8 protein-coding genes and 1 pseudogene are annotated in these 12385 nt (G+C 60.3%); 6 read left to right on the plus strand and 3 right to left on the minus strand.

Annotation, left to right across the window (positions count from 1 at the left end):
• Positions 1-976, plus strand: a pseudogene (locus MHX61_RS07820) (IS3 family transposase); the annotation flags it as partial.
• 72 nt (positions 977-1048) lie between these two features.
• On the opposite strand, the gene MHX61_RS07825 reads toward MHX61_RS07820, so the two are convergent.
• Together MHX61_RS07825 and betT are read right to left on the minus strand one after the other, a co-directional pair.
• Positions 1049-2626, minus strand: a complete 1578-nt coding sequence (locus MHX61_RS07825; protein ID WP_239193959.1) for an aldehyde dehydrogenase family protein — start codon at positions 2624-2626, stop codon at positions 1049-1051.
• 45 nt (positions 2627-2671) lie between these two features.
• Positions 2672-4921, minus strand: a complete 2250-nt coding sequence (betT, locus tag MHX61_RS07830; RefSeq protein WP_239193960.1) for a choline BCCT transporter BetT — start codon at positions 4919-4921, stop codon at positions 2672-2674.
• A gap of 333 nt (positions 4922-5254) precedes the next feature.
• On the opposite strand from betT, the gene betA reads away from it, so the two are divergent.
• From betA to MHX61_RS07855, 4 genes are all read left to right on the plus strand, one after another.
• Complete coding sequence (gene betA, locus MHX61_RS07835) at positions 5255-7030, plus strand: choline dehydrogenase (protein WP_200436030.1); 1776 nt, start codon at positions 5255-5257, stop codon at positions 7028-7030.
• Between the two features lie 186 nt (positions 7031-7216).
• On the plus strand, positions 7217-7345 hold the full coding sequence (locus MHX61_RS07840) for a chemotaxis protein (protein ID WP_239193961.1): 129 nt from the start codon (positions 7217-7219) through the stop codon (positions 7343-7345).
• Positions 7346-7923: 578 nt separating this feature from the next.
• The gene (locus MHX61_RS07850) at positions 7924-8283 is read left to right on the plus strand and encodes a helix-turn-helix transcriptional regulator (RefSeq protein WP_239193962.1); all 360 of its coding nucleotides are present in this window, start codon (positions 7924-7926) and stop codon (positions 8281-8283) included.
• On the plus strand, positions 8280-10172 hold the full coding sequence (locus MHX61_RS07855; RefSeq protein WP_239193963.1) for a cation-translocating P-type ATPase: 1893 nt from the start codon (positions 8280-8282) through the stop codon (positions 10170-10172). Before MHX61_RS07850 ends, MHX61_RS07855 begins: the two co-directional genes overlap by 4 nt.
• Before the next feature lie 915 nt (positions 10173-11087).
• Here the strand turns inward: MHX61_RS07855 and MHX61_RS07860 are convergent.
• The gene (locus MHX61_RS07860) at positions 11088-11813 is read right to left on the minus strand and encodes a TIGR02391 family protein (protein WP_204610536.1); all 726 of its coding nucleotides are present in this window, start codon (positions 11811-11813) and stop codon (positions 11088-11090) included.
• A 113-nt stretch (positions 11814-11926) separates the two neighbouring features.
• Between MHX61_RS07860 and MHX61_RS07865 the strand changes: the two genes are divergently transcribed.
• Positions 11927-12277 (plus strand): VOC family protein, encoded by a 351-nt coding sequence (locus tag MHX61_RS07865; RefSeq protein WP_034656146.1) that lies wholly within the window; start codon positions 11927-11929, stop codon positions 12275-12277.
• Positions 12278-12385 lie beyond the last annotated feature (108 nt).

Raw genomic sequence — 12385 nt, forward strand, 5'->3', positions numbered from 1 at the left:
GCACGCCGAAGCCGCTTTCGGAGGAAGCGAAGCTGCGTCGCCAGATCGCGCGGTTGGAAGCGGAAAACGCATATCTAAAAAAATTGCGGGACTTGAGGAATCAGGGACACGCCTGAAGGTCCAGGCGATTGTCATCCTCAAGTCACGGCATCGTCTGCAATACCTTTTGGATGCGGCCGGCATGGCACGGTCGACATTCTTCTATCACCAGAAACGACTCAGCGATCCGGATAAGCACGCTGCGCTCAAAGACGCGATCTGGGAAAGCTTCGAGCGCAACAAGTATCGCTACGGCTACCGACGAGTGCTACTTGACCTGCGCAACCAGGGGTGGGTGGTCAATCACAAGCTCGTCTACAAACTCATGCGCGAGATGGGGCTTCGAGCCAAGGTCCGCCAGCGCAGGCCATATGTTTCTTATAACGGGACGATCAGCCACATTGCCGACAACACACTTGACCGCAAGTTCACTCCAGATAAGCCAAATACCGTCTTTGTTAGCGACGTCACCGAGTTCAGGGTCGCAGGCCGCAAGGTCTACCTGTCACCGGTGATGGATCTGTTCGACCGTTCAATCGTTGCCCACACCGTGGCTACATCGCCGTCGACAGCGTTTACCGCCGATTCTTTAACTAAGACGATTAAAACGTGTGCGCCTGAGCCTGGGTGGATGATGCATACCGATCAAGGTTTCCAGTACCAGCATTCGTCCTGGCGCAACCTGATTCATGACAACGGTGGTGTTCAGTCAATGTCGCGTAAAGCCAACTGTTACGACAACGCGGTCATGGAGAATTTCTTCGGGCACTTAAAAACCGAGATGTACCACGGAGAAGTCTTCGACACCGTCGCAGAGTTCAACCAGGCCATCGACGAGTACATCCAGTGGTACAACACCGAACGCATCCAACAACGACTCAAGGGCCTGACCCCGATGCAATATCGAAATCAGACCCTTGAAGCCCTAACCACCTAGAATTAAACCAGTCCAACTTTCGGGGGCCAGTTCACTGAGCAGCGGGGGCTGAATGCTAGGTGGCCGGCTTAGTTACTGCAGGCCGAACTGATCCCAAGCGGCAGGGGAGAGGTTCTGGTACACGTGCTTGTGCTCCTGGTACTCGGCCAGGCCGGTGGGGCCAAGCTCGCGGCCGTTGCCGGACTGCTTGAAGCCGCCCCACTCTGCCTGCGGCAGGTACGGGTGGAAGTCGTTAATCCAGATGGTGCCGTGGCGCAGGGCGCGGGCAACGCGCTCGGCGCGGCCGGCGTCGGAAGTGTAGACGGCGCCTGCCAAGCCGTACTCGGTGTCATTCGCGATGGCGATGGCCTCCTCCTCGGTGGTGAAGGTCTCGATGGTCACGGTCGGACCGAAGGCCTCGTCGTGGACACAGTCCATCTCGCGGGTAGCGCCATCGATGATGGTCGGCAGGTAGTACACACCAGCACCCAGGTCGGTGGTGCCGGTGCCGTGCTGACTATTGGTGTCCTCGCTGGTGGCGGCGCGGCCGCCGGTGAGGATCTTGGCGCCCTGCTCGCGCGCCTTGTCTACGTAGGCGGCGACCTTCTCGCGGTGCTCGGCGGAGATGAGCGGGCCGGTCTCGGCCTTGTCATCGGTCGGGCCGCCGATCTTGATCTTATTGGCGCGCTCTACCAGGGCGTCGACGAACTTATCGTGCAGGGACTCTTCCACGACGATGCGGGAGCCTGCGGAGCAAACCTGGCCGGAGTGGAAGAAGGCGCCATTGAGGGCGTTGTCCACGGCGACGTCGAAATCGGCATCGGCGAAGATGACGTTCGGGTTCTTGCCGCCGAGCTCGAGCGCGGTGCGCTTGACGGTCTCAGCCGCATTCTTGGCGATGATCTTGCCGGTGACCAGGCCACCGGTGAAGGAGACCATGTCTACATCTGGGTGCTGGGAGAGCGGGTTGCCGCAGTTAGCGCCCGCGCCGGTGATGAGGTTGCCTACGCCGTCTGGCAGGCCGCATTCCTTGAGGGCGGCCATGAGCAGCATTGCGGTGTGCGGGGTGAGCTCTGCCTGCTTGAGGACGAAAGTATTGCCGGCGGCCAGGGCCGGGCCGACCTTCCAGGAGACCTGCAGCAGCGGGTAGTTCCACGGGGTAATCAGGCCGCAGACGCCGACGGGCTCGGCGTCGATGCGCGAGCGCAGGTTGGGATCCTGCGGGTCCACCACGCGGCCGGCCTGGTGCTGGGCCAGGGTGCCGAAGAACTCGAAGGCATTGGCGATGTCGTCCATATCGCCCAAGGATTCCTCGTAGCGCTTACCGGTATCGGCGGACTCGGCCTGAGCGAAAAGCTCCTTGTGTTCACGGATGAAATCAGCCACGCGAATGACCACCTTGCCGCGCTCGGCGGACGGGGTATTCGCCCACTCGCCCTTGTCAAAGGTTTCACGGGCAACCTTGATGGCGCGCTCGGTGTCCTCATCGGAGGCCTCGGAAACCAGGCCCACGGTGGAACCATCGGCCGGGCAGATGATGGTGCGGGTCTCGCCGCTCTGGGCGGCTTCCCATTTACCGTTGATGAACAGGGACTTCGGGGCGCCATCGGCATGCACGCCCTTCAGTAGCTCGGTCTGCGTGGGGTCGAACAAAGTGTTCTGGGTGCTCAAGTGAAAAGCAACCTTTCTCTCGTAGAGGTAGTTGTACTGGCCAGCTTAGCTATCTTCGCGCCAGGTGCGCTCCGGCTCGGCGCCATCGGAGACATCGGAATCGCCCGGCTGGGTCTGTTGCATGTAGAGGAAGGCCAGGTGGCGCTCATAGAGATCCAGCACGTTATTGATGATCTGGTTCTCGGAATAGCCGTAGACGTCATAGCCCAAGGAACCAGTCATGTCATAGACCTCAAGGCGGTAGTACTCGTCGCCCTCGCCCGTGCTGAAGTCCGGGCGCTCGGCCGCAACCGGGAAGAGCTGGTAGCGGAACATGCGCTCGTTTTGCAGCTTTACCTCGAGGTCGAGCTGGGGAAGTTCGACGTCGGGAAGCTCGCTGGTGAGCAAGAGGGCATCGTAGCCGCGGCTGCGCATGTGCGTTGCTACCTGCTCGAGGGCGTAAGTGGCGGTTTCGCGCAGGTAGGTATCCATCTCCTTCTTGGAGGGGAAGGTATTGGCACGGTCGAGGCGGTTCTTCCACAGGTTGGAATCCGAAGGCTCGCGCTCGGTGCGGGAGGAAATCACGCCATGTATAGCGGTGGTTCGGGCCTCGCGCTGCACGTTTTCTAGGCGCAGGGACTTCCACAGGGAGAACATGATGAGGTACACCACGAAGGCGAACGGCAGGCCCATCACGACGGTCGCGGACTGCACGGTGGCAATGCCATCGATCTGCAGCAGGGCCAAGGTCAGCGCGCCTACAGTCACGGACCAGAAGATGCGCAGCCAGCGGGAACCATCCTGGCGGTTATCCGTGATGCGGGAGGTGAAGTTGGACATCACCAAGGCGCCGGAATCGGCCGAGGTGATGTAGAGCAGTAGGCCGATAAAGGTGGTCAAGAAGATGACGATGCCAGAGCCCGGGAACTCGTGCAGCATGTCATAGAAGCCCTGCTCTGGCACGTTAATCGCGTTCTCGGCGAATTCGGGGTAGTCACCGGAGCGGACCATGTCCAAGGCGGTGTTGCCGAAGAAGGACATCCACATGAGGATGAATAGGAACGGGAAGGTCAGGGTGCCGAAGATGAACTGGCGCAGGGTGCGGCCGCGGGAGATGCGGGCCAGGAAGAGCCCAACGAAGGTCGCCCAGGCAATCCACCATGCCCAGAAGAAGAGGGTCCAGGACTGCATCCAGGTATCGGCGGCAGCCTGGTCCTCTGCGAAGGCAAAGGTCTCCATGGTCCAGGACGGGAACTTCGAGACATAGTCGCCAATATTGGTCACGATGGCATCGAAGAGGTAGGCGGTTTTGCCAAAGACGACGACGTAAATCATCAACGCGATGGCCAGGTAGACGTTGAGCTCGGAGAGGAAGCGGATGCCCTTATCCACGCCGGATACGGCCGAGAGGGTCGCAATAGTAATGGCGATGATGATGAGCGCGGCCTGCAGACCGAAGCTCTGTTCAAAGCCGAAGATGAGGTGAATGCCGTAGGACAGCTGCACCACGCCGATGCCCAGGGAGGCGGTGACACCGAAGACGGTGCCCAGCATGGCCGCGACGTCTACTGCGGAGCCGATAGGACCGTGCACGCGCTTGCCGATGAGCGGGTAGAGCGCGGAGCGAATAGCCAGCGGCATATTCAGGCGGTAGGCGAAGTAGCCGAAGGCCATGCCCATGAGGGCGTAGAGGGCCCAGCCGGTCAGGCCATAGTGGAACATGGCGTAGACCACGGCTTCCTTGGCGGCCTGCATGGTTTCGCCCTCGCCCACGGGCGGCGCCATGTACATGGTGACCGGCTCGGCGACGGCGAAGAACATAAGGTCCACGCCAATGCCGGCGGCAAAGAGCATGGATACCCAGGAGAAAGTATTGAATTTAGGCCGCGAGTGGTCCGGGCCTAAGCGAATATTGCCGGCATTGGAGATGGCAATATAAAGGACGAAGACCACGGCGATGGTGGCGGTGAGAACGTAGAACCAGCCGAGATTAGTGCCGATCCAGCCGGTGACATTGGCCAAAGTTTCTGCCGCGGAATCACGGCCAAACCCGGCGTAGAGTGCCATGGCTACGATGAGCACGCCGGAGATGATAAATACCGGCCAGTTGGTCTTGGGAGCAGGGACCTGGTCCGCGCCTACGGCATCGCCGGTTTCTGCCTTATAGCTGCCGACGAGGGCGCGGACTTGGTAGCGCGGGCTGCGCTTTTTGGTCTCCCCAGAGGGGGTTGCGAGAGAGGTGTTTTTACCCCCTTGTTGGGGGTCTTTACGTGAAGTGTGAGACTCCTCAGGATCGTGAGGGTCAAAGTTAGCCATCTACTTCTCCTAGTGTTGGTTGGTTTGGGCCGAATCTTTCGCACGGGTGCCCCAGAACGCTCACAAGATCGCAGGGAGAGATAGGTGAGTGAAATGAATCATATGTGGGGGATTTATACGAAAAGACTTCGGATTTCATCTACTGAGACGTCCATCCGAACAAAGTAAATATACATTAATCTGGGCAAACTTCTAGGGGGATGTGTACTCTGGGGATGGTGCCCGCACATAAGGCGATGTGGATATTTACAGACTTTTGTATAAATTACAAAATATTCACTTTCGGTGGGGCCATCTTGACGTGTGAGATATTTCACAGAAAGAAGGGGATTTATGGGTTTTATGGACAAGCTGACCAAGAAGCGTTCCGCTAAAAAGGTCACCGATGAAGTAAGCGACGTTGTCGTCGTTGGCGGTGGCTCCGCAGGCTCCGTCATCGCTGCACGCCTGACCGAAGACAAGAACACCCGCGTGCTGGTCCTAGAGGCTGGCCGCCCAGATTCCCTGTGGGATCTGTTTATCCACATGCCATCCGGCTTCTCTTTCCCAATCGGCGCAAAGAACTACGACTGGATGTACGAGTCCGATCCGGAGCCGGAGATGAACGGCCGCCGCGTCTACCATGCCCGTGGCAAGGTCCTTGGTGGTTCTTCCTCCATCAACGGCATGATCTTCCAGCGCGGTAACCCGATGGACTATGAGAAGTGGGGCCAGAACCCAGGCATGGAAAACTGGGACTTCGCCCACTGCCTGCCGTACTTCAACCGTATGGAGACCGCCGCTGCGGCCGAGCCGAACGATCCGCGCCGTGGCCACGATGGCCCGCTGTACCTCTCCCGCGGTCCGGCTACCTCCGAGCTCTTCCAGGCCCTGTTCAAGTCTGTGCAGGAGGCCGGCTTCAACCTGACCAATGACGTCAATGGTTACCGCCAAGAGGGCTTCGCTCCGTTCGACCGCAATATTAAGAACGGCAAGCGCTGGTCCGCTGCCCGCGCCTACCTGTACCCCAATATGGATCGCGAGAACCTCGAGATCCGCACCCGCGCTTTCACCACCAAGATCCTCTTCGAGGGCCAGAAGGCCGTAGGCGTGGAGTACGAGTGGCAGGGCGGCGTGCACCGCGTCTACGCCGAGAAGATTGTCCTGTCCGCCGGTGCCATTAACACCCCGCAGCTGCTGGAGATCTCCGGCATTGGTGACCGTGAGATTCTGGAGAAGCACGGAATTGACGTCGTCAAGCACCTGCCAGGTGTGGGCGAGAACCTGCAGGACCACCTCGAGGTCTACATCCAGTACGAGACCACCAAGTCCACCGCGTCCTCCCAGCCTTACCTGGATAAGTGGCGCTGGCCGTTCATGGGTCTGCAGTGGCTGCTGACCCACAAGGGCCCGGTTGCTACCTCCCACTTTGAGGGCGGCGGCTTCGTGCGCTCCAATGAGAATGAGGACTACCCGAACCTCATGTTCCACTTCCTGCCGATGGCCGTGCGTTATGACGGCCAGAAGGCGGACGTCAAGCATGGCTTCCAGTGGCACGTCGGCCCGATGTTCTCCGATACCAAGGGCCACGTTCACATCAAGAGCGCCGATATCCACGACAAGCCGTCCATCCTCTTCAACTACCTGAAGACCGACCAGGACCGCCGCGAGTGGGTAGAGGCCGTACGCGTTGCCCGCTCCCTGCTGGATACCAAGGCTATGGAAGAGGTAGGCGCCCGCGAGTTCAGCCCGGGCTTGGATGTCCAGACCGACGAGGAAATCCTGGAGTGGGTCCGCAACGATGGCGAGACCGCGCTGCACCCATCCTGCACCGCCAAGATGGGCGCGGAGTCCGATCCTATGGCCGTGGTTAACCCAGACACCATGGGTGTATGGGGCGTCGAAGGCCTCTACATTGCGGATGCTTCCGTCTTCCCGTCCGTGACCAACGGCAATATCTACGCCCCAACCATGATGGTGGGCGAGAAGGCCGCCGACCTCATCGCCGGCCGCACCCCGCTCGAGCCGAACCACGCCGAGTGGTACAAGGCCAAGCAGGATATGCCGCTTTACGCTGAGGGCGAAGCAGTCCGCGATCACAAACACTCCATCCAGGGCGCTGACCACTAAGCACCCTCCCGCTGGATTGCTCTAGCGCCGCGTTTCCCATCCTTGGTGGCGCGGCGCTTTTGCTTGCCGACGTCCCCCCCCCCCTTTCCCACCGCGCGCCCCTCCACCTGACCAGAACCATGATTTAATCGCCTCGCAAGGAACCAGGTCCACTGTAATGGGGCACCAGAGTAAAGGAAGGCATTGATGCTCAGCATTATCGCTTTAGTCATTAGTATCGTTTTCGCCGTTGCTATTATCAAAAAGCTCGATGACATCGATGCGCACTTAAAGGAGCTGCTCGCCTCGCGCGAAGATGACCAAACACCGTGTTAAGCGTGTGGGTGGCTAAGGAGACGGTGAATAAATTTCGCATTAACCAACTGCAAAAGGCCCATACCGACCTTGAAATGGAATTTTCTTCCGATGTAGCTTGAAGGGCTATGGCTTCGTGGACCAAAGTGCTTTCCAAGCAGCAGTGCCAGTACTTTGTACGCGGAATAGCCAACACCGCCGACTTCAAGGACGTATCATTCCCGGATACCAGCGAAAAGAGTTAGTCATTTGGCTATTAGAAAGCTTCGCTACGTGTGGTTCGACCCGTACGCAATGTCCGTGAGTGTCTAGCCCTTGATGGAGAACCTGGTGTCAGTGTCGCTGGCCACACCTACGCCGCCGTCATGTCCGCCGACACCCTGTTCATCACAATCCCCACAGGGGTGGGTGTGGACATCCACGTGAAGATTCTGGAGAATTTCGCCGCCCACGTCGCCCCTCGTTGGGTTGGCGGCCGAACCGTGAAGGACTAGTCATCGGCTATCCCATCGACTAATTCTTGCAGGTCGCAGGACTTTCGCGTGACTGTTAGTTCAGCCCATTTTAAATAGTTCATCGCACACTGTATAGTTCAGTATATGCTGACTATTGCTTCGCGCCTCGACGTCATGAACCGGCTCGGCCGGGCCATGGCTGATCCGACGCGCTCCCGAATCCTGATAACCCTACTAGACGGTCCGAGCTACCCGGCTGTGCTCTCGCAAAGCTTGGATCTGACCCGCTCGAACGTCTCGAACCACCTATCCTGCCTGCGCGATTGTGGCATTGTCGTAGCTGAGCCGGAGGGCCGCAAGACCCGCTACGAAATCGCCGATCCCCACCTCGCGGCAGCGCTCGAAGCGCTAGTCAACGCGACACTGGCCGTCGACGAGAATGCCCCCTGTATCGACACTGAGTGCTCGGTGCCCGACTGCGGCGAGAAAGGAACGGACGCATGAGTTCAGCATGTGGATGCGAACACGAAACCGGCACGGAGATTGACGAGCTCGATCGGCCATGGTGGAAGGACCCTGAGCTACTGCTGCCGATCTTCTCCGGCGTAGCCCTCATAACAGGACTGGCGCTGGACTGGTCCGACTTGGAGACGCCCGCGACGGTACTGTATTGGGTTGGCCTGCTGTTGGGCGCTTACACGTTCGCGCCTGGAGCGATCCGGAACCTTGTCACGAAGCGCAAGCTCGGCATTGGCTTGCTAATGACGATCAGCGCGGTCGGCGCGGTGCTCCTCGGATTCGTCGGAGAGGCCGCGGCGCTAGCGTTCCTGTACTCGATCGCCGAGGCACTGGAAGACAAGGCGATGGATCGGGCCCAAGGCGGACTGCGGGCACTGTTGAAGCTGGTACCGCAGACCGCGACGGTGCTGCGCGACGGCACAGCAGCCGAGGTCGTAGCGAAGGACCTCGAGGTTGGCGAGCTAATGCTCGTGCGCCCCGGGGAGCGGATCGCCACGGACGGCATCATTCGGTCCGGGCGCTCCAGCCTTGACACCTCAGCGATCACCGGAGAATCCATTCCGGAGGAGGTTGCGCCCGGCGACGAAGTGCCTGCGGGAGCGATCAACTCCGCCGGGGTGCTGGAGGTCGAGACGACCGCAGCTGGAACGGACAACTCGCTGACCACACTCGTGGACCTAGTCGAGCAAGCGCAGGCGGAAAAGGGCGACCGCGCCCGGATCGCCGACCGGATTGCCCAACCCCTAGTGCCCGGGGTGATGATCCTGGCGGTGCTGGTCGGCGTTATCGGCTCGCTGCTGGGCGATCCTGAGACGTGGATCACCCGTGCGCTGGTAGTCCTGGTCGCAGCGTCGCCGTGCGCGCTGGCAATCTCCGTGCCGCTGACGGTCGTGGCCGCGATCGGCGCGGCCAGCCAGTTCGGAGTGGTCATCAAGTCCGGCGCGGCGTTCGAGCGACTCGGCGGCATCCGTCACCTGGCAGTGGACAAAACCGGAACCCTTACCCGCAACCAGCCTGAGGTTACCGGAGTGGTCCCGGCAGACGGATTCGATCGAGCGCAGGTGCTTTCCTTCGCGGCGGCAGTTGAGCAGCAATCGACACACCCCCTCGCCGCGGCGATCTCGGCAGCGGGGCCCGAAGCGCCCACCGCCTCGGACATCAGCGAGGAAGCTGGGCATGGCATCGGCGGCACCGTCGGAGGCCGACGGGTACTGGTGGGCAGCCCCCGATGGATCGACGCCGGGCCACTGAAAGTGGACGTTGAGCGCATGGAGTCCGAGGGCCAGACCTGCGTCCTGGTCACCGTCGATGACGCCCTCGCCGGGGCGATCGGGGTCCGCGACGAGTTGCGGCCCGAGGTGCCCGAAGCCGTGCAGGCCCTGCACGCCAACGACGTGGAAGTAAGCATGCTCACCGGCGACAACACTCGCACCGCCCGGGCACTGGCTGGAATCGCCGGAATCGACGACGTGCGCGCCGAGCTGCGCCCTGAGGACAAGGCAAGCATCGTCGCCGAATTCTCCTCCAAGACGCCGACGGCGATGATCGGCGACGGCATCAACGACTCGCCGGCACTGGCGGGCGCGACGGTGGGCATAGCGATGGGAGCGACCGGCTCTGACGCCGCGATCGAGTCCGCTGACGTCGCCTTCACCGGCCACGACCTCCGGCTAATCCCGAAGGCGCTGCAGCACGCCCGCCGAGGAAGCAGGATCATCAACCAGAACATTGTGCTGTCTCTGGCCATCATCATCGTGTTGATGCCACTGGCGATCAGCGGCGTGCTGGGCCTGGCCGCCGTCGTGTCGGTTCACGAGGTCGCCGAAGTGATCGTGATCTTGAACGGCCTGCGGGCTGCGCAAACAAAACGCTGAGGCTGTGACCGGCAAGACTCATAAGTGTTAAACCACACGCTGAGCGGACACACCTTGGGCCAGGCACTTCATTCGAGTTCACGGTCCGTCTCCGTGGAATCGGGATCGTACTCGGTGACCTGTCCCTTCTCGGTGCGGGTGGGCACGGGGGCTGTGGGCGAGCCACCACCCGGCACGTGCCCCAGCCGGTCAAGGGCCCCGAGCGCTCCGCGTCTCCAGCGCAGATCGTGGAAGGATCGAACTTGCTCAGGGACCAAGCGTCACTGCGAGACTCTTTTTGTCCCGCAACTTGAATAGTTCAGCGGCCTTGATACCGCGGACATCCATTCGGAGTGCTGCCGAGTCTCATCGACACAGCCCGCGACTACTTGGGCAGTGTGTTTGACAAAGGACCCCACCCTCATCAGCGTTGCCGAGCTCTCGCCGTTCCAGTTGCCGTAACCGACTAGATGCAGATTCTTCACCGCGATTTCGCGGCCGCGCATGAGGTGGCGGAATAGACCGAGAGCCGAACGAAAACCAGCGCACCAGATCAGATGGTCGTGGTCGTGCTCACTAAAGCTATCGAAGATGGGGGGATGTCCCCGAGGTTCGGGCCGGAATCGCCGCCGAGAATCCGGCGGCGGCTGCGTCGGTGAACGAACGGACCGCGCTTCAACCTACCCCCAATAAAGCGAAGCGTCATCAACGCCCAGCGTTACACGTTTAATTTGAACTCCACAGAGTGTCGGCGCAGTTTAACGTGTGCGAGATTCATTCTTGGACCCAGCCCAGTCGCTGGCGTTAACCTTGCACAAAACTACGGCGATGGTCCTGGACGGCCTTGCTGACTGAGCACCCGGCACCTCCATCACAGGCGTTCGTGCTCCCCACATCCTTCGCTCAAGCGGACTGCTATCCCGTAAACCGATGTTGTCACCCTTCCAGGACGGTAGCCTTATCAACCCAGCGAGCCAATAGACTGAAAGCCGCGAGCTGCTCCAACGCGACTTGCTCCTCACCACCGTCGTGTGGAACATGCATCCCGGGATTGCGGATAGCCGCGTACAAGCCCTCTGCAAAGGCGCGGGCGCCCCGATGCAGGTTCTCAAACGTCTTACTGCCATCATTTTCCATAAGCCGAAGGCGCGGCACATTACGCTTCGGATCATGGAGTGAAAACGCCTCGTTGAAAAGTGCTGTTTCAGATACGTCTAGGCGGTTCAGTTTCGCTTGGGTCTCTGCATTGACGCGGATGGCAGCCTGCATCACGGCTTGATGGTAGTGCCCGTGATTCCAGTAACCCTTGCCATTTTCCCACGCCCACGGATGCAGATTGGCTGCATCTAAGTCTGGCGTGTTCTCTCCGAGCTTTTCAGCGAGTTCAGACCGACGTTCAAGCGCTGTCTTGGCCTGGGCCGCTTGACCCCTCAGCCAGCTATACTCCTTGTCCTGGACCGGGAGTCCTTGTCTCCACCCGGGAAGCACTCGGTCAAGGATCATTTCAACGACATGGGCGCGCGCCGCAGCCTCAGTCGGCGATCCACTCATAACGGTTCCAAGGTAGGCGATGCCCGGGCCCATGTCGGGGACTACCTTCGCTGTGACTTGCAGGAACGCGTCTATCTCATTGATCGCCCACTCGGGGTCCAGCTCGGCCATGCCTCCATTATGACGTATGGGGCTGACATGGCCGGAGAGAACTGGTCTGATACCCCCACCAGAAACACCTCGCATTGTTGCAGGCGCGCTGACGCGCGCACATAATGGAAACCATGAGCGATCCCAACTTCACGATCCGCCAGATCACCTTCGACTGCCACGATCCCTCAAAGCTCGCCAAGTTTTGGTCCGCCGCAACCGGCTGCGAAATCGCCGCGGATTACGGCGATTTCGTGATGGTTGATTCCACCCCGGCGCTGGGATTTCAGCGCGTTGAGGAACCGACACCTGGGAAAAACCGCATGCACGTCGACGTTGGCGGGGCGGAGCGCGAAACTTTAATAGAACGCCTCAAAGACCTAGGCGCCACCGAACTCACCACCCACGAAGCGCCGGGATTGGTGTGGACCGTCATGCAGGACCCGGAAGGCAACGAGTTCTGCGTGGGTAACCCCGGGGCCTAGCTATACGTTGAACTTGAACTCGACTTGGTTCAAGTCATCCGTGTGACCCCGCGGGCGACCCGCGCTGGGTTGATGTGTGCGTTGGGGTGTGCAGCGGCACAGAGTTTT

Origin of the sequence: Corynebacterium sp. ACRPF (assembly GCF_022347395.1) — a bacterium.
In the GTDB taxonomy this organism is placed as follows: domain Bacteria; phylum Actinomycetota; class Actinomycetes; order Mycobacteriales; family Mycobacteriaceae; genus Corynebacterium; species Corynebacterium tuberculostearicum_D.

Coding starts and splice junctions, on each gene's coding strand:
- betT (WP_239193960.1), bottom strand. CDS start 4,921: ATGGCTAACTTTGACCCTCACGATCCTGAGGAGTCTCACACTTCACGT.
- betA (WP_200436030.1), top strand. CDS start 5,255: ATGGGTTTTATGGACAAGCTGACCAAGAAGCGTTCCGCTAAAAAGGTC.
- MHX61_RS07840 (WP_239193961.1), top strand. CDS start 7,217: ATGCTCAGCATTATCGCTTTAGTCATTAGTATCGTTTTCGCCGTTGCT.
- MHX61_RS07850 (WP_239193962.1), top strand. CDS start 7,924: ATGCTGACTATTGCTTCGCGCCTCGACGTCATGAACCGGCTCGGCCGG.
- MHX61_RS07855 (WP_239193963.1), top strand. CDS start 8,280: ATGAGTTCAGCATGTGGATGCGAACACGAAACCGGCACGGAGATTGAC.
- MHX61_RS07860 (WP_204610536.1), bottom strand. CDS start 11,813: ATGGCCGAGCTGGACCCCGAGTGGGCGATCAATGAGATAGACGCGTTC.
- MHX61_RS07865 (WP_034656146.1), top strand. CDS start 11,927: ATGAGCGATCCCAACTTCACGATCCGCCAGATCACCTTCGACTGCCAC.